Origin of the sequence: Lentzea flaviverrucosa, assembly GCF_003350445.1 — a bacterium.
GTDB classification, from domain to species: domain Bacteria; phylum Actinomycetota; class Actinomycetes; order Mycobacteriales; family Pseudonocardiaceae; genus Lentzea; species Lentzea californiensis.
Map to the genome: position 1 here is coordinate 15,214 of NZ_QQAU01000022.1, position 20,624 is coordinate 35,837.

A 20,624-nucleotide genomic window follows, 5' to 3' on the forward strand; every position below is an offset into this window, starting at 1 on the left:
TGTTCTGAACGGGTGACGGATGCGAACATGTGTTCGTGAGCACCCCGATCCTGCACGCCGACCTCGACGCGTTCTACGCGTCGGTCGAGCAACGGGACGATCCGAGCCTGCGCGGCCGTCCGGTGATCGTGGGCGGCGGAGTGGTGCTGGCCGCGAGCTACGAGGCCAAGGCGTTCGGCGTGCGCACGGCGATGGGCGGCGAGAGGGCACGACGCCTGTGCCCGCACGCGATCGTCGTGCCGCCGCGGATGTCGGCCTACTCCGCCGCGAGCAAGGCGGTGTTCGAGGTGTTCCGCGGCACGACACCGCTGGTCGAGGGCCTGTCGATCGACGAGGCGTTCCTCGACGTCGGCGGCCTGCACCGGATCGCCGGCCCGCCGGAGGTGATCGCCGCACGACTGCGGGCGGACGTGCTCGCGCGGGCCGGTCTGCCGATCACGGTCGGGGTGGCGCGGACGAAGTTCCTGGCCAAGGTCGCGAGTGGGGTCGCGAAGCCGGACGGACTGCTGGTGGTGCCGGCCGACCGAGAACTGGAGTTCCTGCACCCGCTGCCCGTCGAACGGCTGTGGGGCGTCGGCGAGGTGACGGCGGCCAAGCTGCACGCCCTGGGCCTGCGCACGGTCGGCGAGGTCGCCGGGCTCGGCGAGGCCGCGCTGGTCTCGATGATCGGCCGGGCGGCGGGGCGGCACCTGCACGCGCTCGCGCACAACCACGACCCACGTCCGGTCCGAACAGGACAGCGGCGCCGCTCGATCGGCTCGCAACGCGCGCTGGGCCGCCGGGAACGCACCTGGGACGACCTCGACGCCGTCCTCGCCTCACTGCTCGACGGCATCTCACGGCGGCTGCGGACGGCCGAACGCGCATGCCGGACGGTTGTGCTGCGCCTGCGGTTCGCGGACTTCACGCGCGCGACGCGGTCGCACACGTTGAGGCACCCGACGACGGAGACGGAGGTGCTGCTCGCGGCGGCGAGGGAACTGCTCGGCACCGCGAGGCCGATGATCGAGGGCCGGGGCATCACGTTGCTGGGCGTCTCGCTGACCAACCTCCAGAACGAGGCGCCGATGCAGCTGGCGCTGCCGTTCGAGGAGCGGAAGCCGGCGGCACTGGACGCCGCGCTGGACCACGTTCGCGACCGCTTCGGGTCGAGGTCGGTCACGCGGGCGACGCTGCTCGGCCGCGATCCCGGCATCTCCGTGCCGCTGCTGCCGGACTGACTCGGTCCGCACGCAAAACTGTGGAGCGAGCGGCCGGGGCCGATCACTCCACAGTGGACCTACCAGGTCTAGACGAGGCGCACGGCGCGAGCCTGCGGCCCCTTCTGCCCCTCACCGATCTCGAACTCCACGGCCTGGTTGTCGTCAATGCCATGGTGCCCGTAGTCCTGCACCTCGGACTGGTGCACGAACAGGTCGGGCCCGCCGCCCTCGGGAGCGATGAAGCCGAAGCCCTTGCTGCCGTTGAACCACTTGACAGTTCCTCTGGTCACCTGCGTGCCCCCTTATGCGTGAAGTGCGGTGGAGGCCGGCAGGTTCGCCAGGCCGAGCATGGACAGCAGTTCACGGCAGTCGACGGCATCATGCGAACGTCCCGCCACGATCTTGGCGGCCTGACGCTGGTGGTTGATCCCGGTGATCTCGGCGTCCAGTCGCGCTTGCGCGAAGTCCTGAGCCGCGTGACGCGGCTTGCCGAATCCAAGAGAAGAAGGCGAAGTCTGGCGTTCCGGCTGCAAGCCGGTTCTCCTGTCTCCGGCCGCAGAACGCCGGACCGGACGGGGGTCGGGAACCGCATCGGCCCGATGCCGCTCGCTGGTGCCCCGACTCACCCACAGTAGCCCACTGAGCAGGGGCGAGCGCCAGACCGCGCCGCGTATCGTCGATCCATGCCCGAAGACGAAGGTGGACCGGCGCTCGCGCCCACGCTGTCCGAATGGCTCAAAGCACGCGAGGAAACGGCCCGCCACCTGGCCGCGGGTACCGCGCGAACGGTCGACGAGGCGTGGGTGCAGCGGCTCGCCGACCTGCTCGCGACCGAGCGGTCGTGGCAGGAGCAGTACACCGAACTGGTGGCGCTCGGCAGCACGGACGGCCGCTTCCCCCACTCGAACCGCTGAACACGCGTCCGAACCCGTCCTGTCTCACGGCCGAAGTTCCGGTTCGTCAAATTATTGCGTGATCCTGTTGACATCTTGCACTCTGGAGTCGAATCGCCGACAAAGGAGTTCGCGATGTCCCTGTCACGCCGAACACTGCTCAGCACCGCGCTCGCCGCTCCCGCCCTGGGGCTCCTGTCCGCCCCGGCGCACGCGGCAAGCCCACCCGGCGACGTCGTCGGCAAGATCACCGTCGGGTACCAGGGCTGGTTCGCCTGCCGCGGAGACAACTCCCCCATCGACGGCTGGTGGCACTGGAACGACGACTGGAGCCAGCCGCCCGCACCGCCCACCAGCTCCATCGTCGCGTGGCCGGACGTCCGCGACTACGCGCGCACGTACCCGACCGCGTTCGGCAACCTCGGCGACGGGCGGCCCGCCACGCTCTTCTCCCACTACGACCGGCAGACCGTCGACGTGCACTTCCAGTGGATGCGCGACAACAACATCGACACGGCCGCCCTGCAGCGGTTCGACCCGACCGGCGGTGAGGGCCCGATCCGCGACGCCGTGACCGCGCACGTCCGGCCGGCAGCGGAGGCCACCGGGCGGAAGTTCTACATCATGTACGACGTCACGAACTGGACGAACATGCAGTCGGAGATCAAGGCCGACTGGCTGGGCAAGATGTCCGCCTACACGTCCTCCCCCGCTTACGCCCGGCAGAACGGCAAACCCGTCGTGTGCATCTGGGGCTTCGGGTTCAACGACCCCGGCCGGCCTTTCGGGCCGGAGGCCTGCCAGGACGTCGTCGACTGGTTCAAGGCGCGCGGCTGCTACGTGATCGGCGGCGTCCCGACCCACTGGCGGCTGGAGGTCGAGGACTCGCGGAAGGGCTTCGGCGGCGTCTACCGGTCGTTCGACATGATCTCGCCGTGGATGGTCGGCCGGATCGGCACCCCGGCGGACACGGATCGCTTCCACACCAACGTGAACACGCCCGACCAGACCGAGTGCAACGCGCGCGGGATCGACTACCAGCCGTGCGTGCTGCCGGGCGACGTCGGTTCGCGGCAGCGGTTGCACGGCGACTTCATGTGGAGGCAGTTCTACAACATGGTCCGCCTCGGCGCGCAGGGCATCTACATCTCGATGTTCGACGAGTTCAACGAGGGCAACCAGATCTGCAAGACCGCCGAGACACTGGCCGACGTGCCGGTCGGGTCCGGCTACCTCGCACTGGACGAGGACGGCACCCGGTGCTCCGCCGACTACTACATGAGGCTGACCGGCGACGGCGGCAGGATGCTCAAGGGCGAGATCGCCCTCACCGCGGTCAGGCCCACCCAGCCGTGGATCGGCGGTCCGCCCACGCCGGACGCCGACCTGGCCGCCGGGCGCCCGACCACCCAGAGCTCGCAGACCCAGCACTACGGCAGCGGGTTCGCCGTCGACAGCGATCCCCACTCCTACTGGGAGAGCGCGAACAACGCCCTCCCGCAATGGATCCAGGTCGACCTCGGTGCGGCGCACGCCGTGCGCAGGGCCGTGCTCGCGCTCCCACCGAACCCCGCCTGGGGCCGGCGCACCCAGACCGTGACGATCGAGGGCAGCGCGGACGGCCAGACCTTCAGCCGGCTCGCCGGTCCGTCGGGGTACGTCTTCGACCCGGCGACGGGCAACTCCGCCACGGCCACGCTGCCCGGCACCCAGGTCCGGTACGTGCGGCTCACGTTCACCGGGAACACGGCCTGGCCTGCGGGCCAGCTGTCGGTCCTCAAGCTCCACAGCTGATCGAGGAGCGGGTTTCTCGCCGGATGGGCGCTGTACAACTAGAACGTGTTCTAGGTAATCTGCACCACATGATCGCCACAGTGGTGTGGGGCACCGGCAACGTCGGCCGTGCCGCCATTCGCGCCGTCGATGCCCATCCGGCGCTGAAGCTGACGGCCGTGGTCGTCCACAACCCCGAGAAGGCCGGCCGCGACGCCGGCGATCTCGCCGGGATCGAGCAGAAGCTCGGAGTCGCGGCCACGAACGACATCGACGCCGTGCTCGCCACGAGTCCGCGGGCCGTCGTCTACGCCGCGTCCGGTGACATCCGGCCGGACGACGCGCTGGCCGACATCACCAAGGCGATCCGCGCGGGCGCGGTGGTCGTCACGCCGTCGCTGTACGCGCTGTACGACCCGCGCAGCGCCCCGCCCGAACTTCGAGAACCGGTTCTAGCCGCGATCAAGGAGGGCGGCGGGTCGCTGTTCGTCTCCGGCGTCGACCCCGGCTGGGGCAACGACATCCTGCCGTTGCTGGTCAGCGGGCTCGGCCACACCATCGACGCCGTGCGCTGCCAGGAGATCTTCGACTACTCCACCTACGACCAGCCCGACGCGGTGCGGTGGCTGATCGGGTTCGGGCAGCCGCTCGACTACCAGGCGCCGATGCTGATGCCGACGGTGCCGACCATGGTGTGGGGCGGGCAGGTCCGGTTGATGGCCAGGGCGTTCGGGGTCGAGCTCGACGAGATCCGCGAGACCGTCGACCGGCGCGCGCTCGACGAGACGGTCACGACGCGGACCATGGGCGAGTTCGAGAAGGGCACGCAGGGCGCGATCCGGTTCGAGGTGCAGGGAATCGTGGACGGCGAGCCGCTCATCGTCATCGAACACGTGACGCGCATCCACAGCTCGTGCGCGACGGACTGGCCGATGCCCCCGTCCGGCGACGGCACGCACAAGGTGATCATCGAGGGCCGGCCGCGCATCGAGGTCTCGGTCGAGTCCGCCGACGAGGGCGAGAACCGTTCCGCGGGAGGCAACGCGACCGCCGTCGGCCGCATCGTGAACGCCATCGACTGGCTCACCGAGGCAGAGCCGGGACTCTACGACGCGCTCGACGTCCCGCTGCGGCCCGCGGCGGGCAAGCTCGGAAGGAGCAGGTCGTGAACATCGACATCCCCGAGGGCAAGGACCCCATCGGCTACGTGTGGGGCGAGCTCGTGCCGGGCATCGGCATGGCCGCCGCGAACCTCTCGCTGGCCGTGTACCAGCACACCACGCTGGGACTGCGCGAGTTCGAGGCGGCGCGGCTGCGGATCGCGCAGATCAACGGCTGCATGTTCTGCCTCGAGTGGCGGACCGAACGCGACGGTGAGAAGGTCGAGGACGACTTCATCGACGCGGTGACCCAGTGGCGCACCACCGACGCCTTCGACGACCGGGCGAGGCTGGCCGCGGAGTACGCCGAGCGGTACGCACTGGATCACCACGGTCTCGACGACGAGTTCTGGTCTCGCATGACCGCGCACTACAGCCAGGTGGAGATCGTGGAACTCACGATGAGCGTCGGGGCCTGGCTCGTCTTCGGCAGGCTGAACCGGGTGTTCGGCCTCGACGCGATCTGCGTGCTACCGAAACTCTGAGGTCCACCCCGGACTCAGAGGTCGGTGGCGATGATCTTCTCGATGTTCCTCTCGGCGAGCGCCGTGATCGTGACGAACGGGTTCACCACGGTGGTGCCGGGGATCAACGACCCGTCCACCACGTACAGGCCCGGATAGCCGTGCAGGCGCCCGTAGTTGTCGGTCGCCTTGTTCAGGACGGCGCCGCCCAGCGGGTGGTACGTCAGGTGGTCGCCCCAGATCTTGTAGACGCCGAAGAGGTCCGTCCGGTAGATCGTCCCCTCCTTTGAGTTGATCTTGTCGAAGATGGTCTTCGCCGCGGTGATCGAGACGCTCTTCCACGCCGTCTGCCAGTTCAGGTCGACCTTGCCCGCGGCGGCGTTCCAGGTGAACTGGGCGCGGTTCGGGGTCTTCGTGATCGACAGGTAGAACGACGCGTAGGTCTCGATGCCGGTCGGCAGCGGTGCCACCTCGGCGAAGGCACCGCCCGCGGCCCAGTTGTCGATGCCCAGGGTCGGGATGGACGACTGCAGCTTGCCGGTCGGGTCCCACATGTGGTTCGCGCGGCCGCACATGACGTTGCCGTTGTCACCCCAGCCCTTGCCGACCTCGCCGTTCAGGTTCGGCAGCGCGCCCGTGGCCTTGAGCTTGACCAGGAGCTTGCTCGTGCCGACGCTGCCCGCCGCGAAGAACACCTTCGCCGCGGTCACCTCCTTGACCGCGACCGGGTCGCCGTTGGTGTTGAGCTGCTCGATGGTGACCTTGTAGCCGCCCGTGGCGGGCACGACGTTCACGACCCGGTGCAGCGGCGAGATGGTGACGCGCCCGGTCGCCCTGACCTTGCTGAGGTAGGTCTTCTGCAAGGACTTCTTGCCGTAGTTGTTGCCGTAGAGGATCTCTCCGGCCAACGCCGACTTGGGCGCCGTTCCCGCCGCCTCCTGTTCCATGTAGTTCCAGTCGTACACGGTGGGCACGAAGACGTACGGGAAGTTCGACCGCTGGGCGTGCTTCCGGCCGACCCGTGCGTACTGGTAGGCCTCGGTCGTGTCGAACCAGGCCGGCCGGATCATGTTGACCCCGAGCTCGGCGTTGGCGCGCGGGTAGTAGGTGCCGTACATCTCGTCGGGGTTCACCGTCGGCAGGACGTCGCCGAAGTGCTCGCGTTTCGGCGTCACGGCCATGCCGCCGTTGACGAGCGAGCCGCCGCCGACGCCGCGTCCCTGGTAGACGGTGATGCCGGCGAAGTCCTCGGCGTCGAGGATGCCGGTGTAGCGCGGGATCGCCTTGTCGATCGGGAAGCCCAGGAAGTTGCTGAGCGGCTGTTTCGTCTTGGTGCGCAGCCAGAAGGACCGCTGGTCCGGCGTGGTGGTGTTGGCGAAGATCTTCCCGTCCGCGCCGGGGGTGTCCCACGCCATGCCCATCTCGACCATGTGGACGTCGACGCCGGCCTGGGCGAGGCGCAGTGCCGCCACGCTGCCGCCGTACCCGGTGCCGATCACCAGGGCGGGGACGACCGCCGCGTCCGCGATCGAAGCCGCCGCCTGTGCCACCGGCGTGACACCACCGAGTGCAACAGCTCCCAGAATAGAACCTGTTCCAGTAATGAACGAACGTCGTGAAGGACCCTTGAAACCGTTGTCACACGTCATTGTGTGGGTCATGTGATCTTCCTCACTGTGGGCGCATGAGAACAAGTTATACCGGCGGTTGTAGATCAAGTCACTACCTGGTAGTCCCGGTTCGCCCAGGTGCGCGGCGCAGGTGAGGGTCTTGGCACCGAGAACCGGGGGCGCCGCGGACAACCCGTACGGCCCAGTACGACCACACGATCCGGGAATGTCGCGACACTCATGGCTGCCCGACAATCGAGCGATGCCCTCGGTATCTGGTGGTGGTGAGGACGCGAGACCGAGCGTCCTGGTGGTGGGTGCGGGGATCTCCGGCCTGGCGGCGGCACGCGCGCTGCGCGAACTCGGCCATCCCGTGACGGTGCTGGAGGCCCGCGACCGGGTCGGCGGCCGGATCTGGACCGACGAGCACGGGGTCGACCTGGGCGCGCACTGGATCCACGGCACGGACGGCAACCCGATCACCGAACTGGTGGAGGACCTGGGAATCCCGTACAGCTACGTGGGCGGGGACAGCGCCTACACCGGCGGGTTCGACAGCCTCGACCTGTTCGGCGCGGACCGGCGGGCGGTGAACCACCGCTACAAGAGCCGCACCCTCGAACTGGCCGACGAGGTCCTGCACGAGCTGGAACGCCGCGCCGCCGTGGCGCGCAAGGAAGACCGCCCGGACGTCCCGCTCGGCGAGGCGATGCGCCAGGTCCTGGCCGAACGCCGGCTGTCCCCAGAGGACGAACAGGCCGTGCGGTACCACCTGAACGTGATCCTGCGCGAGGACGCGGCGGAAGATCCGGACAAGCTCTCGTTGAAGCACTGGGAAGACGGCTACCTCGTCTACGGGTACGGCGACAGCACGTTGCACCAGGGCTACCAGTCCGTTGTGGACGCTCTGGCCGAAGGGCTCGACATCCGGCTGGGCCACGTGGTCACGCGCGTCGAGGACGGCCGCGTCACGACGGACCAGGGCATGTTCGAGGCCGACAAGGTGCTCGTCACGGTGCCGCTGGGGGTGCTGAAGGCCGCCGCGGTCGAGTTCGTGCCGCCGCTGCCCGAGGCCAAGCGGTCGGCGATCGCCCGGCTCGGGTTCGGCACGCTCAACAAGATCGCGCTGCACTACGACGAACCGTTCTGGCCGCGCGACCAGTACGTGTTCGGCTACCTCTGCCGCGACACGGACCGCTACCCCACCGTCGTCATCAGCATGTGGAAGTCGCACGGCAAACCGGTTCTGGTGATGCTGCTCGGCGCCTCGCTCGGCCGTGCGATGGAGACGTGGTCCTCAGAAGAGGTCTCGGCGTACGCGGCGGAGGTCGTCCAGGACCTCTTCGGTGAGGACGCGCCCGCGCCCTCCGGCGTCTCGCGCACGACGTGGTCCTCCGACCCGTACGCGCTGGGGTCGTACACCTGCATCGGCGTCGACTCGTCCTCGAAGGACATCGCGACCCTCGCGGAACCGGTCGGCGACAGGCTGTTCTTCGCCGGCGAGGGCACGAACCCGTACCACTGGGGCTGCGTGCACAGCGCGTACGAGTCAGGCCGCCGCGAGGCCGCGCGCATCAGCGGCGACTCGGACCTCTACACCCCGCCCAGCGCGGGCAAGTCCCGCGCCCAGTCGCGCAACACCGACCGGATGCTGCGGTTCGTGCGGATGCGGATGAACCACATCACCGAGCGCGAACTGACCGAGCGGGTGGCGTGCCTGCGGTGCAGCGTCGACCCGCACGGGGTGCGGTTGTTCGGCGCGCTCGCCGACTCCGAGCTGGAGACGCTCGCCTCCATGTTCGACGAGATCCCCTACGCGGCGGGCGACACGCTGTTCCACGAGGACGACGCGGCGCACGGCGTGTTCCTGGTCGCGTCCGGCCATGTCGAGATCGACTTCGGCGGGATCTACGAACGGTCGGTGCTCGGCCGGGGCGCACTGCTCGGCCACCACGACATGTTCTTCAACGCCCGCACCACCTCGGTGACGGCGCTGACCGACGACGTCGTGGTGTTCTACCTCGACCACTACCGCTATCAGAGCTTCCTGTACGCGTTCCCCGAGGTGATGATGCTGATGCTCGCGGACCTGGTGACGCGGTGGGAGCAACTGGAGAGCGCCCTCGGTTCCGCGACCGTGCCGAAATTGAGTGGAACGGTGCGACCCCAGGCCGTTACGTTCCTGCCGGACTGATCCCCGGGGCAAGGACGTGCCGTTGTACACCGTGTGAATTCTCCCAAGCACTTGGTTCTCGTTGCGCGACGCTCTCTGAGCGCCGTGCTCCCTTTGCTGCGGATTTTTCACCGAACGGTGTACTCCTGTGCTCATCACCTGGGCCGTCGTGCCCACCTGCCTTCCTCAAGTCCGCCGTCGTTGTCACGTGTGCGCCGCCGACCGATTCCGGGCGAGCGGCAAGTTCCGCGTCAACGCCAACCACAAGGTCCTCGACGCCTGGCTCCTCGTGCTCTGCACGGGCTGCGGGGACACGGCCAAGCTCACGATCTTCGAGCGGACCCACGTCCGCGCGGTCCGGCCCGCACTGCTGGACCGGCTGCACGCCAACGACCCGTCACTGGTAGCGGAACTGTTGCAGGACACCGTTCTGCAGCGCCGCAACCACGTCTCCCTCGACTGGGAGGGCGCGTGGCGGCTCGACACCGGCGGGTCCGATCACCTCGACCAGGAGGTGGCCGACGTGTCGGTCCGGTTCACGGCGCGGATCCCGGTCCGGCCGGTGCGGCTGATCGCGGACGCGTGCGGCCTGACGCGCGGTGAGGTCGAACGGCTGATCACCGAAGGCAAGGTCGTGTCGGCGATCCGGCTGACCGGCAAGGTCTCCGGCGACTTCACCTTCACGCTCAAGCGCTGAACGAGCGCGTCAACGCGGCCAGTACGGCGGCCACGCCCGGTGGGTCGGGCGGGTCGCCGTACGTCGCGGCGTGGATCTCGCGGTGCAGACCCACGAGCTCGGTGGCGTGCACGTCCGGCCGGCGGTGCGCCTGCAACCCGAGCCCGGCCAGGATCGCCACGCCCGCGCCGGCGGCCACGAGTGCCTGCACCACCACCATGTCGTCACTGTGCGAGGCGATGCGCGGCGCGAAGCCCTCGCTCCGGCAGACGGTCTCCAGCTCCTCCCGGCACGCGTCGCACCCGCCGATCCACGCCGAGTGCCGGTGGTTCGCCAGGCTGTCGTCCGGCCGCGTGCTGATCAGGTGGAGGGGATCGTCGCCGAGGTGGACGAAGCGGAAGCCCTTGAAACACCCGCTCTTGGGCGTTGGACGTCATGGGTCGGGCGAGCCACGCTGATCCCATGACCAAGGTGACGTGCGACCTCTCGATCTCCCTCGACGGCTACGCGGCAGGCCTCGGCCAGACCGAGGAACGCCCGTTCGGCGACGACGGCGGCGACGGCTGGGGCAGCGAGCTGCACGGGTGGTTCGAGGACCCCGCCGAGCAGAAGTGGCAGATGGACCGCATGACCGACACCAAGGCGTTCATCATGGGGCGGAACATGTTCGGCCCGGTCCGCGGCCCCTGGGACCGCCCGTGGAACGGCTGGTGGGGCGACAACCCGCCGTACCACGGTCCGGTCTTCGTGCTCACCCACCACGCGCGCGAACCCCAGCCGATGGAGGGTGGCACGACGTTCCACTTCGTCACCGAGGGCATCGCGGCAGCCTTCGAGCTCGCCCGCGAGGCGGCCGGGAACGGCGACATCTCCATCCACGGCGGCGCCGCCACCATCAACCAGTACCTCGCCGCGGGTCTGATCGACGAGCTGCGGCTGCGGATCGTGCCGATCACCATCGGGGCCGGCTCGCGGCTGTTCGACGGCGTTCCCAGGCTGAAGCTGGAGCAGGTCGACTCCCGTGCGGGCGCCGCCTTCACGCATGTGACGTACCGCGTCGTGCGCTGAATGGCCTCTTGATCGCTCCACATCGTCAGGCCAAGGTGAGGAAGGTTCAGGTACCTGAACACCTCGGAAGCCGACGGCGTCAGACGAGGAGCACGAATGCGGAAACGCACGACGATCGTCCCTCTGCTAGCCCTATTGAGCCTGGTCCTCCCCGCACCCGCGACCGCCCAGCCCAACGGCACGGTGGTCTCCGGGCAGGCCAGGTTCCAGATCCTGTCCCCCACCCTCGTGCGCTCCGAGTTCGCCGGGGATCGCCGCTTTGAGGACCAGGGCACTTACAACGTTGTAAACCGCACCTTCCCCCGCACGGCCTACACCTCGCGCGTGCAGGACGGCTGGCTGACCATCACCACGTCGGCCATGACCCTGCGGTACCGCGTGGGGTCCGGGCCGTTCCGCGCGGACAACTTCGAGCTGAAGACGGCCGGCACGACCGCGTCCCCGTGGCGGCGGGTGGTCTGTGCGACCGGGCAGCTCTGCGAGGCCGAGGACCAGCAACGGGAAGGCCTGCTGGTCGCGGCCGACCATGCCGGGCACTCCGGTGCCGGGTTCGTCGCCGGGTTCTCCTACCTCAACAACGGGATCACGGCGACGGTGCGCGCTTCCAGCGCGGGCAGGCACCGGCTGGTCGTGAAGTACGCGAACGGGCGCGGTGGTGACGGCAGGCACGAGAGCCGCACGCTCGGGCTCGCCGTCGACGGGCAGGCTCCTCGTCAGGTCACCCTGCCCGCGACCGCCGACTGGGGTGCCTGGCAGCAGGTGTCCACGGACGTCGACCTGTCCGCCGGCGAACATCGTGTGTCGCTGACGCGCGGTGCCGCGGATTCGGGCAACGTCAACGTTGACAGCCTCGCCCTGCTCAGCGGCGACCAGGCCTACCCCGGCGTGCGAGCGGTGGACGACTGCCGGTTCGGCACCAGCTGCGAGGCCGAGAACGGCGTGCTGAGCGGTTCGGCCAAGGTCGCCGTCGAGCACGCCGGGTTCGCGGGCACCGGGTTCGTCGCCGAACTCGTCGGGGGCACGCGGCTGAGCCAGCGCGTGACCAGCGTTCCGGCGGCGGGCACGTACCCCGTGGTGCTGCGCTATGCCAACGGTGTCGGTGGCGACGGCAAGCACGAGTCTCGGACCGTGCTGCTCAACGGTCAGGCCGTCACGTTGCCCGTCACGGCGAACTGGGGCACGTGGTCCACCGCGACGGCGCAGGTGTCGTTGCCCGCGGGCACTTCCGACCTCACCGTCACGTGCCCGGACAGGGGGTGCCACGTCAACCTCGACACCGTCGGTGTCAACAGCTCGGTCCAGCACCTGCCGCTCGGCGGCTACCGGCGTTCGCTCGACGGTTACACCGGCAACAACGGTGACCCGCAGCTGACGCCCGGCCTGATGTACCGCGACGGCTGGTACCTGCTGGACGACACGACATCCGCTCTGCGCGGCGGAACTCCGCGCGCGGACCGGGGCGCGCAGCCGTACCAGGACGGCTACGTGTTCGGCTACGGCCAGAACTACAAGACGGCGCTCGGTGACCTCACCGCGCTGACCGGCGGGCCGAAGTTGTTGCCGCGCTGGGCTTACGGCGTCTGGTACTCGGAGTACATCGACCGGACCGCCGCCGACTTCCGCGACCGGATCCTGCCGGCGTTCCGGCAGCACGGCGTACCGCTGGACGTGCTCGTGGTCGACACCGACTTCAAGGGGCACAACCTGTGGAACGGCTGGCGCATGGACCAGGCGAAGTTCCCGGACCCGCAGGGCTTCCTCGACTGGGCGCACGGTGAAGGCCTGCACAGCACGCTCAACATCCACCCCAGCATCCAGGGCGACGACCCGGACTTCGCCCAGGCGCAGGCCACCGCGAAGGGCAAGCTGGCCAAGGGTTCCTGCACGAACTGCTACGTGTTCGACTGGGGCGACCCCGACCAGCTGCGCGCGTACCTGGAGCTGCACCGGAAGATGCCGACCGACTTCTGGTGGCTCGACTGGTGTTGCGACGGCTCGGGTTCGTCCCTGCGCGGGGTCACGCCCGACTCGTGGATCAACGAGCAGTACGCGAAGATCGGCTCGTTCGCGTTCTCGCGCGGCTTCGGTTCGTTGCAGGCCGGTGGGTACAGCGGTTCCGGCCCGTTGCCGACCGGTCCGTGGGCCGAGAAGCGCAACACCCTGCACTTCACCGGCGACACGTCGTCGACGTGGGGCACGCTGAAGGCGACCATCGGCTACACCTCGGCCGAGGGCGTGTCGACCGGGATGTCGAACATCAGCCACGACATCGGCGGCCACAACGACACCACCGGGCTGCGCGGGTCGGAGACCTACCTCGACAACGGCCAGGTCCGCTACACCACCAAGATGCCGGACGACATGTACGCCCGGTGGGTGCAGCTGGGCGCGTTCCAGCCGATCACGCGGCTGCACAGCAACCACGGCGACCGGCTGCCGTGGCAGTACGGGGCGGCCGCTCAGGCATCGGCGACGAAGTTCCTGAACCTGCGCGAACGGCTCGTGCCGTACATCTACTCGCTGGCGGAGCAGGCGAACCGGACCGGCGTGCCGATCCAGCGGCCGGCGTGGCTCGAGTACCCGGGCAGCCCGGAGGCCTACTCCACCGCGGACAGCCAGTTCCTGCTCGGGCCGGACGTGCTGGTCGCGCCGATCACGACGCCCGGAGACTCCGGTTCGACGCGCGTCTGGTTCCCGCCGGGGCAGTGGACCGACTACTTCACCGGGCAGGTCTACCAGGGCAACACCTGGGCGACCGTCAGCGCGGGCCTGGACACCATGCCGGTGTTCATGCGCGCGGGCGGGATGCTGGTCGAACGCAGTGCCGACGTGGCCAACGACGTGCAGAACCCGGCCGGCCCGCTGACCGTGCACGTGACGGCCGGCGCCAAGGGCGAGTTCACGCTGTACGAGGACGGCGGGCGCACCCGGATCATCCAGCACGGCGACACGATCGTCCTGCTGTCCGGCAAGGTGTCCAAGCGGGACTGGAAGTTCGTCGTGCACAAGGCGGACGGGTCCAGCCACGTGGTGCAGGCGCGCAACTCGCCGGCGGTGGTCAGTCTTCGGGCACCCAGGTGAGCAGCCTGACCTTCGCGACGGTGCGGACGTGCTTCCGCATCGCCGCGGCGGCCTTCTTCGCGTCCCCCGCGGCGATGGCCTCGTAGATCGCCGTGTGCTGCGCCAGTGACCGGGACGGGCGCCCCGGCTGGCGCAGCGACTCGGTGCGGCTCTCGGTGATCTGCTCGGCGATGGTCTTCATGAACTCGGCGAGCAGCGAGCTGTGGGCGGCGGCGGTGACGGCGGCGTGGAAGCGGCGATCCCCTTCCACCCCGTTGTCGCCGCCGTCGATCTCGTCGCGCATGAAGTCCAGCGCCTCGCGGATGGTCTCCAGTTCGGCGTCGGTGCGGCGTTCGGCGGCCAGTTCGGCGAGCTTGGTCTCCAGCGCCTCGCGGGCCTCCAGCACCTCGGGGAGGCGTTTGCGGCGTTCGACGAGCTGCTCGACCGGTTCGACGTCGAGGGTGTCGCGCACCAGGTAGGTGCCTCCGCCGTGGCGTGCCTCGACCAGGCCCTGGACCTCGAGCACCACGATCGCCTGCTTCACCGACGCGCGGCTGACCCCGAGGCTCGCGGCGAGGTCGCGTTCGGCGGGCAGCCTGTCCCCCGCGCTCAGCCCGGCCTCGGTCACGTGCGCGCGCAGGCGTTCGAGCACCTGCTCGTACAGGCGGGACTTCACCATCGGCCTCAGTGCTTCGGACATCGTCCCAGGATAACCGGCCAAGTGGCTCAGCCACTAGGCCACCTCTTGACAGCGGCTGGACCGTGGGCGGAAAGTGGCTGAACCACTTGGCCACTGAGCCGGCTCAGGCCAACCCACCCGGACAGCCCCAACGACGGGAGCCCCGCATGTCCGCCGAACTGATCTCGATACTCGTGCTGGTCGTGGTGTTCGTCCTCGCCACGACCAGGTCGATCAACATGGGTGCGCTCGCCTTCGCCGCGGCCTTCGGGGTCGGCACGCTGGTGGCGGACATGAAGACCGACGACATCTTCAAGGGCTTCCCCGGCTCCTTGTTCGTCGTGCTGGTCGGGGTGACGTTCCTGTTCGCCATCGCCCGCGCCAACGGCACCACGGACTGGCTGGTGCACAGGGCGATCCGGCTGGTCGGCGGGCGGATCGCGCTGATGCCGTGGGTGATGTTCGCGATCACCGGCGTGCTGACGGCGATCGGCGCGGTGAGCCCGGCCGCGGTCGCCATCGTGGCGCCGATCGCGATGGGCTTCGCGGCCAAGTACCGGATCAGCCCGCTGCTGATGGGCGTCATGGTCGTGCACGGCGCGCAGGCCGGCGGGTTCTCCCCCATCAGCATCTACGGCACGATCGTCAACGGCATCGTGGCCAAGGAAGGCCTGCCGGGCAACGAGGTCGTGCTGTTCCTGGCCAGCCTCGTGGTGAACCTGCTGATCGCCGCCGTGGTGTTCGTGGTGCTGGGCGGCATGAAGCTCGCCAGGCAACCTCTGGAAGCGCCCGCGCTGGCCCGTACCGGTGGTGGTGACGACGCGCTCGGCGGCGGAGTCGGCGACGACGACACCCGCGACGTGACCGACGTGGCCGAAGAGCGCGTCGCCCTGACCGCGCCCCGCATCGCGACCCTCCTCGGCCTCGCGGCCCTCGTGATCGCCGCGCTGGTGTTCGACCTCGACGTCGGCCTCGCCGCGATCACGGTGGCCGTGCTGCTCAGCGTGGTGTGGCCGGAGACGTCCAAGCAGGCGATCACCCAGATCACCTGGCCGACGGTGCTGCTGATCTGCGGCATCCTCACCTACGTCGCCGTGCTGCAGACGATGGGCACGATCAAGTGGGCGGGCGACTCGGTCGCCGGTGTCGGCGCTCCCCTGCTCGCCGCCCTGCTGATCTGCTACATCGGCGCGATCGTGTCGGCGTTCGCCTCGTCCGTCGGCATCATGGGCGCGCTGATCCCGCTGGCCGTGCCGTTCCTGCTGCAGGGCGAGGTCAGCGCGATCGGCCTGATCGCGGCTCTGGCGGTGTCGGCGACCGTGGTCGACGTGAGCCCGTTCTCCACCAACGGCGCCCTGGTGCTGGCCGGCGCGCAGGACGTCGACCGTGACAAGTTCTTCAAGCAACTGATGGTCTACGGCGGGATCATGGTCGCGGCGGCGCCGCCGCTGGTCTGGCTCGCCCTCGTCGTCCCGGGAATCTGGTGACCTTGATGTTCGACCTGCAGTCCGACCGCGTCGCCCTCCGCTTCGGCGACCGCACCCTCACCCACACCGAGCTCGCCGCGTGCGCCGGAACACTGGCGCGGCAGCTGTCCGGTCTGCCGCGGGTGGCGATCTGGGCGACTCCGACGATCGAGACGTGCGTCGCGGTGGTCGCGGCCCTGCTCGCCGGGGTGCCCGCCGTGCCGCTCAACCCGAAGGTCGGCGAACGCGAGCTCGCGCACATCGTGGCGGACAGCGCGCCCGCGCAGGTGCTCGCGGCTCCCGGCACACCGCTTCCCGCTGGACTGGACTCGGTGCCGCGCCGCGACGTCACGCTCGACGGCGGTGACGTCGAGCCGTTCGCCGATCCCGGCGACGAGGCCCCGGCGTTGATCGTCTACACCTCGGGCACCACCGGTGCGCCCAAGGGCGTCGTGCTGCCGCGCCGGGCGATCGTGTCCACTTTGGACGCGGTCGCGGAGGCGTGGGAGTGGACCTCGCAGGACGTGCTGGTGCACGCGTTGCCGTTGTTCCACGTGCACGGCCTCATCCTCGGCGTGCTCGGCCCGTTGCGGCGGGGCGGCACGGTGCACCACCTCGGCAAGTTCTCCACCGACGCGGTCGTCCGGGCGCTGGACGACGACGGCACGATGATGTTCGGCGTGCCGACGATGTACCACCGCATCGCGGAGGAGGTGGGCGGCGACCTGAAGCTCGCCAACGCGTTGAGCGGGGCGCGGTTGCTGGTGTCGGGCTCGGCGGCGTTGCCGGTGCGCGACCACGAGCGGATCACCGCCGCGACCGGGCAGCGCGTGGTCGAGCGGTACGGGATGACCGAGACGCTGATGAACACCAGCGTCCGCGCGGACGGTGACCGCAGGCCGGGCGTGGTCGGCGTGCCGCTGCCCGGCGTCGAGGTGCGGCTGGTCGACGACGCCGGGCTGGCGCTGGACGACGTCGGCGCGATCGGCGAGATCCAGGTGCGCGGGCCGAACCTGTTCACCGAGTACCTCAACCGGCCCGACGCCACCACCGAGGCGTTCGCGGACGGCTGGTTCCGCACCGGCGACGTGGGCACGCGCGACGAGGACGGTTACTTCCGCATCGTCGGGCGCAAGGCGACGGACATCATCAAGAGCGGCGGCTACAAGATCGGCGCGGGCGAGATCGAGAACGCCCTGCTGGAGCACTCCGGTGTGAAGGAGGTGGCGGTGACCGGCGAGCCCGACGACGACCTGGGCGAGCGGATCGTCGCCTGGGTCGTGCCCGCCGGGGCGGAGCCGTCCCCGGACGAGCTCGCCGACCACGTGGCGCGGCTGCTCACCCCGCACAAGCGGCCCCGGGTGGTGCGGTTCGTGGAGTCGTTGCCGCGCAACGACATGGGCAAGGTGATGAAGCGTGCCCTGCGGGCGTGAGTCCGCTCGTGAGCTGATCGGCCGGCTGGCGCCGGCGTTCGAGGAGCTGCCGGACGACCTGGGGCACTTCGCCGGGGACGGACCGCTCGGCTGGCCGGGGTACGGCGACCAGCTCGCGCGGGCGGCCGCCTCGACCGGCGAACGCGAGTCCGTCGTCTGCGGGGTCGCGGACATCGGCGGCGTCACGACCGCGGTGGTGGCGTTCGAGTTCGGGTTCCTCGGCGGCTCGCTGGGCACCCGCACCGGCGCCCGCATCGAGCAGGCCTTCACGCACGCCCGCGAGCGCCGCCTTCCGGTGGTCTCGCTGGTCGCGACCGGCGGCAGCCGCATGCAGGAGGGCACGCTGGCGTTGATGCAGCTGCCCCGGATCGCCCGGCAGCTCACGCTGACCCGCGAGGCCGGGCTGCCGCACGTCGCCGTGCTGCGCGACCCCACGACCGGCGGCGGCTGGGCCACGCTCGGGGCGGGCGCGGACGTCGTGCTGGGACTGCGCGGCGCGCAGGTCGGGTTCGCCGGGTCACGGGTGCGGCCGCCGGGGTACTCGGTGACGCAGCAGTTCGCGGCCGGTCTCGTCGACCAGCTCGTGCCGCCGGAGGAGCTGCGCGAGCGGCTGGAGCGCTGGCTGCGGCTGCTCACCACGGCCACCGGCGGCCCCGCCCCCGTGCCGGCGGCGCTGGGCGAGATGACGTTGCCGAAGACAGGCTGGGACGCGGTGGTGCGCGCCCGCACGCTGGGCCGTCCGCGCGCCAAGGAGTACCTCGCGGCCTACTTCGACTGGCACGAGCCGGTCAACGGCGACCGCGGCGGCGGCGTCGACCCCGGTGTGCTGTGCGGGTTCGGGCACCGCGACGGGCGGACCATCGCCTACGCGGCGCAGTGCGGCACGGCGACCCGGCCCGCCGGGTTCCGCACGGCGGCCCGTCTCGTCCGGCTGGCGGACCGGCTGGGCATCCCGGTGCTGACGCTCGTGGACACACCGGGCGCGGCCAACGACGCGGCCGCCGAGAAGGCCGGGGTGGGCGCCGCGATCGCCGACATGTTCACCGCGGTCGCGGCCGCGCGCGTGCCGGTGACGACGCTGGTGATCGGCGAGGGCGGCTCCGGTGGCGCGCTGGCGTTCGCCGCGCCGGACCGGATGTGGGTGACGCCGAACGGCTACTTCGCGGTCATCTCACCGGAGCTCGCGAACGCGATCCTCAAACGGGACCCCGCGCGGGCGCGGCAGACGGCGGAGGAGTTGCGGTTGCGGCCGCAGGACCTGGTCGAGCTGGGCGTGGCGCGGGGGATCGCCCAGCTCGACCAGTCCGCTGATCAGGCCACGGCCATGTAGAGGAACGCCAGGAGCGAACTCGGGACGCAGATGGTCACGAGACCGATGACGCCGTAGAACGGCTCCTTCTTCTTCAGCATCGCGCCCAGCGCGCCGACACCGACGAGCACGGACGCGACGAGCAACACCAGAACGACGTACGACATGTGAGGTCCTCAGGTCAGGGGGTGGGTGGAGCCGGGAGCGGCCGCGTGCGGCGGTGCCCGGCTCGACCGGTGACCTGCGGTCGTCGCTTCTGCGTTCTGAGCGGCGGCCGCGACGACGGCTGCGCGGGCCGGTGGAGGGCACGGGCCGGTCGCGGGGCCGAGCAGCGCCCAGCAGGCGTCCGGGGACGCCGTCGTCTGCACGTGGACGGCCGAGACCGGAGCGTTGAGCCCCGATCCCGGCCGGTCCGCGGTCGTGTCGCGGGTGCTCGTGCCGACGAACGCCAGCAGCAGGGCCAGCAGGAGTGCCAGCCACCTCACTGAGCGGCTGCCCGCCTGCGGAGGAAGAACTCGCCGACCGGTTCGACGAAGCGCGCCGCGATCGGGCCGATGATCGCCATCAGCAGCACGTACGCGGTGGCGAGCGCGGCCAGTTGCTCGTTCACGTGACCGGAGGCGACCGCGAGCCCGGCGATGACGATGGAGAACTCCCCTCGCGCCACCAGCGCGGCACCCGTGCGGGCGCGGCCCATCAGTCCGATGCCCTGCCGTCGCGCCGCCCACCAGCCCGTCGCCACCTTCGTCACGGTGGTGATCACGGCCAGCAGCACCGCCATGCCGAGCACGGGCGGGATCGTGCGCGGATCGGTGTTCAGGCCGAACACCACGAAGAACATCGCGGCGAACAGGTCTCGCAACGGTTCCAGCAGGCGCGTGGCGTTCTCGGCGGTGGAGCCGGAGATCGCGATGCCCAGCAGGAACGCGCCGACCGCGGCGGACACCTGCAGTTCCGAGGCGATACCGGCGACCAGCAGCGCCGAGCCGAGCAGCTTGAGCAGGAACACCTCGTGGTCGGGGCTGTCCACGATGGCCGAGATGACGCGGCCGTACTTCAGCGCCACCACCAGGACGATGGTGATCGCGAGCAGCGAGATGCCGACCGACGTGAGCCCGCCGACGAAGCTGACACCCGCGAGCACCGCGGTGAGCACCGGCAGGTAGACGGCCATCGCCAGGTCCTCGAACACCAGCACCGAGAGGATCACCGGCGTCTCGCGGTTGCCCAGGCGGCCGAGGTCGCCGAGGACCTTCGCGATGATGCCGGACGACGAGATGTAGGTGACGCCCGCCATCGCCAGCGCGCCGACCGTGCCCCAGCCGAGCATCAGCGCGACGATCGCGCCGGGTGCCGCGTTGAGCACGATGTCGAGGACGCCGGCCATCCACGACTTCTTCAGGCCGGTGGTCAGTTCGGATGCCGAGTACTCGAGGCCCAGCAGGAGCAGCAGCAGCACCACGCCGATCTCGCTGGCGAGGTGGGTGAAGTTCTCGATGCCGTGCAACGGGATGAGTCCGCCGGACCCGAACGCGAGACCGCCGACGAGGTAGAGCGGGATCGGCGAGATGCCGAATCTCCAGGCGAGGCGGCCGAGCAGGCCCAGTCCGAAGAAGACCGCACCCAGTTGGATCAGCGCGATCGTGGTGTCGTGCACA

Annotated in this window: 19 protein-coding genes and 1 pseudogene; 12 read left to right on the forward strand and 8 right to left on the reverse strand. The window is 70.0% G+C overall.

Annotated features, from left to right (window positions below; translation table 11 throughout):
• Window positions 1-29: 29 nt before the first annotated feature.
• Entirely contained in the window at window positions 30-1,220 is a 1,191-nt protein-coding gene (gene dinB, locus DFR72_RS43090) for a DNA polymerase IV (RefSeq protein ID WP_090073755.1), read from the forward strand.
• A gap of 68 nt (window positions 1,221-1,288) precedes the next feature.
• Here dinB and DFR72_RS43095 read toward each other — a convergent pair whose 3' ends face one another.
• On the reverse strand, window positions 1,289-1,492 hold the full coding sequence (locus tag DFR72_RS43095; protein WP_030479798.1) for a cold-shock protein: 204 nt from the start codon (window positions 1,490-1,492) through the stop codon (window positions 1,289-1,291).
• Between the two features lie 12 nt (window positions 1,493-1,504).
• Window positions 1,505-1,735, reverse strand: a complete 231-nt coding sequence (locus DFR72_RS43100) for a hypothetical protein (RefSeq protein WP_090073753.1) — start codon at window positions 1,733-1,735, stop codon at window positions 1,505-1,507.
• A gap of 150 nt (window positions 1,736-1,885) precedes the next feature.
• Here DFR72_RS43100 and DFR72_RS43105 point away from each other — a divergent pair, with 150 nt between their 5' ends.
• From DFR72_RS43105 to DFR72_RS43120, 4 genes are all read left to right on the forward strand, one after another.
• A complete protein-coding gene (locus tag DFR72_RS43105) occupies window positions 1,886-2,116 on the forward strand; it encodes a hypothetical protein (protein ID WP_090073749.1) in 231 nt (76 codons plus the stop codon).
• Between the two features lie 114 nt (window positions 2,117-2,230).
• Window positions 2,231-3,889, forward strand: coding sequence for a glycoside hydrolase family 99 protein (locus tag DFR72_RS43110; protein WP_090073747.1), 1,659 nt, complete (start codon window positions 2,231-2,233; stop codon window positions 3,887-3,889).
• A gap of 68 nt (window positions 3,890-3,957) precedes the next feature.
• Complete coding sequence (locus DFR72_RS43115) at window positions 3,958-5,037, forward strand: NAD(P)H-dependent amine dehydrogenase family protein (RefSeq protein WP_090073745.1); 1,080 nt, start codon at window positions 3,958-3,960, stop codon at window positions 5,035-5,037.
• Window positions 5,034-5,513, forward strand: coding sequence for a carboxymuconolactone decarboxylase family protein (locus tag DFR72_RS43120; protein ID WP_090073743.1), 480 nt, complete (start codon window positions 5,034-5,036; stop codon window positions 5,511-5,513). Before DFR72_RS43115 ends, DFR72_RS43120 begins: the two co-directional genes overlap by 4 nt.
• Window positions 5,514-5,527: 14 nt before the next feature.
• On the opposite strand, the gene DFR72_RS43125 is transcribed toward DFR72_RS43120, so the two are convergent.
• Window positions 5,528-7,042, reverse strand: a complete 1,515-nt coding sequence (locus tag DFR72_RS43125) for a GMC oxidoreductase (protein WP_484169683.1) — start codon at window positions 7,040-7,042, stop codon at window positions 5,528-5,530.
• A gap of 322 nt (window positions 7,043-7,364) precedes the next feature.
• On the opposite strand from DFR72_RS43125, the gene DFR72_RS43130 reads away from it, so the two are divergent.
• Entirely contained in the window at window positions 7,365-9,296 is a 1,932-nt protein-coding gene (locus DFR72_RS43130) for an FAD-dependent oxidoreductase (protein ID WP_245983993.1), read from the forward strand.
• Window positions 9,297-9,423: 127 nt separating this feature from the next.
• Window positions 9,424-9,972 (forward strand): DUF1062 domain-containing protein, encoded by a 549-nt coding sequence (locus DFR72_RS43135; RefSeq protein WP_090073739.1) that lies wholly within the window; start codon window positions 9,424-9,426, stop codon window positions 9,970-9,972.
• Here DFR72_RS43135 and DFR72_RS43140 read toward each other — a convergent pair.
• A pseudogene (locus DFR72_RS43140) lies at window positions 9,962-10,342 on the reverse strand (LysR substrate-binding domain-containing protein); the annotation flags it as partial. The gene DFR72_RS43135 and the pseudogene DFR72_RS43140 overlap by 11 nt on opposite strands.
• A 71-nt stretch (window positions 10,343-10,413) precedes the next feature.
• Here DFR72_RS43140 and DFR72_RS43145 point away from each other — a divergent pair.
• Window positions 10,414-11,019 carry a dihydrofolate reductase family protein gene (locus DFR72_RS43145; RefSeq protein ID WP_090073735.1) on the forward strand — a complete coding sequence of 202 codons (606 nt, stop codon included), beginning with the start codon at window positions 10,414-10,416 and terminating at the stop codon, window positions 11,017-11,019.
• A 96-nt stretch (window positions 11,020-11,115) separates the two neighbouring features.
• Window positions 11,116-14,100, forward strand: coding sequence for a TIM-barrel domain-containing protein (locus DFR72_RS43150; protein ID WP_090073733.1), 2,985 nt, complete (start codon window positions 11,116-11,118; stop codon window positions 14,098-14,100).
• On the opposite strand, the gene DFR72_RS43155 is transcribed toward DFR72_RS43150, so the two are convergent.
• A complete protein-coding gene (locus tag DFR72_RS43155; RefSeq protein ID WP_090073731.1) occupies window positions 14,078-14,779 on the reverse strand; it encodes a FadR/GntR family transcriptional regulator in 702 nt (233 codons plus the stop codon). The two genes, DFR72_RS43150 and DFR72_RS43155, sit on opposite strands and share 23 nt — an antisense overlap.
• A gap of 146 nt (window positions 14,780-14,925) precedes the next feature.
• On the opposite strand from DFR72_RS43155, the gene DFR72_RS43160 reads away from it, so the two are divergent.
• From DFR72_RS43160 to DFR72_RS43170, 3 genes are read left to right on the forward strand one after another with little or no spacing between them, the layout of a single operon-like run.
• The gene (locus DFR72_RS43160) at window positions 14,926-16,245 is read left to right on the forward strand and encodes an SLC13 family permease (protein WP_090073728.1); all 1,320 of its coding nucleotides are present in this window, start codon (window positions 14,926-14,928) and stop codon (window positions 16,243-16,245) included.
• A gap of 5 nt (window positions 16,246-16,250) precedes the next feature.
• The gene (locus tag DFR72_RS43165; RefSeq protein WP_090073803.1) at window positions 16,251-17,657 is read left to right on the forward strand and encodes an acyl-CoA synthetase; all 1,407 of its coding nucleotides are present in this window, start codon (window positions 16,251-16,253) and stop codon (window positions 17,655-17,657) included.
• Entirely contained in the window at window positions 17,641-18,987 is a 1,347-nt protein-coding gene (locus tag DFR72_RS43170; RefSeq protein ID WP_090073726.1) for a carboxyl transferase domain-containing protein, read from the forward strand. Before DFR72_RS43165 ends, DFR72_RS43170 begins: the two co-directional genes overlap by 17 nt.
• Here the strand turns inward: DFR72_RS43170 and DFR72_RS46105 are convergent.
• The 3 genes from DFR72_RS46105 to DFR72_RS43180 are packed head-to-tail and all read right to left on the reverse strand — an operon-like array spanning window position 18,969 to window position 20,623.
• On the reverse strand, window positions 18,969-19,133 hold the full coding sequence (locus tag DFR72_RS46105) for a hypothetical protein (protein ID WP_170176669.1): 165 nt from the start codon (window positions 19,131-19,133) through the stop codon (window positions 18,969-18,971). The genes DFR72_RS43170 and DFR72_RS46105 overlap by 19 nt on opposite strands.
• 9 nt (window positions 19,134-19,142) lie before the next feature.
• Window positions 19,143-19,451 carry a hypothetical protein gene (locus DFR72_RS43175; protein ID WP_090073724.1) on the reverse strand — a complete coding sequence of 103 codons (309 nt, stop codon included), beginning with the start codon at window positions 19,449-19,451 and terminating at the stop codon, window positions 19,143-19,145.
• The gene (locus DFR72_RS43180; protein ID WP_090073722.1) at window positions 19,448-20,623 is read right to left on the reverse strand and encodes a cation:proton antiporter; all 1,176 of its coding nucleotides are present in this window, start codon (window positions 20,621-20,623) and stop codon (window positions 19,448-19,450) included. Before DFR72_RS43180 ends, DFR72_RS43175 begins: the two co-directional genes overlap by 4 nt.
• Window position 20,624: the final 1 nt, after the last annotated feature.

What these genes read in the sequence shown, in the direction of transcription:
- DFR72_RS43105 (WP_090073749.1), top strand. Translation starts at nt 1,886, where the DNA reads ATGCCCGAAGACGAAGGTGGACCGGCGCTCGCGCCCACGCTGTCCGAA.
- DFR72_RS43110 (WP_090073747.1), top strand. Translation starts at nt 2,231, where the DNA reads ATGTCCCTGTCACGCCGAACACTGCTCAGCACCGCGCTCGCCGCTCCC.
- DFR72_RS43115 (WP_090073745.1), top strand. Translation starts at nt 3,958, where the DNA reads ATGATCGCCACAGTGGTGTGGGGCACCGGCAACGTCGGCCGTGCCGCC.
- DFR72_RS43130 (WP_245983993.1), top strand. Translation starts at nt 7,365, where the DNA reads ATGCCCTCGGTATCTGGTGGTGGTGAGGACGCGAGACCGAGCGTCCTG.
- DFR72_RS43145 (WP_090073735.1), top strand. Translation starts at nt 10,414, where the DNA reads ATGACCAAGGTGACGTGCGACCTCTCGATCTCCCTCGACGGCTACGCG.
- DFR72_RS43150 (WP_090073733.1), top strand. Translation starts at nt 11,116, where the DNA reads ATGCGGAAACGCACGACGATCGTCCCTCTGCTAGCCCTATTGAGCCTG.
- DFR72_RS43155 (WP_090073731.1), bottom strand. Translation starts at nt 14,779, where the DNA reads ATGTCCGAAGCACTGAGGCCGATGGTGAAGTCCCGCCTGTACGAGCAG.
- DFR72_RS43160 (WP_090073728.1), top strand. Translation starts at nt 14,926, where the DNA reads ATGTCCGCCGAACTGATCTCGATACTCGTGCTGGTCGTGGTGTTCGTC.
- DFR72_RS43165 (WP_090073803.1), top strand. Translation starts at nt 16,251, where the DNA reads ATGTTCGACCTGCAGTCCGACCGCGTCGCCCTCCGCTTCGGCGACCGC.
- DFR72_RS46105 (WP_170176669.1), bottom strand. Translation starts at nt 19,133, where the DNA reads ATGTCGTACGTCGTTCTGGTGTTGCTCGTCGCGTCCGTGCTCGTCGGT.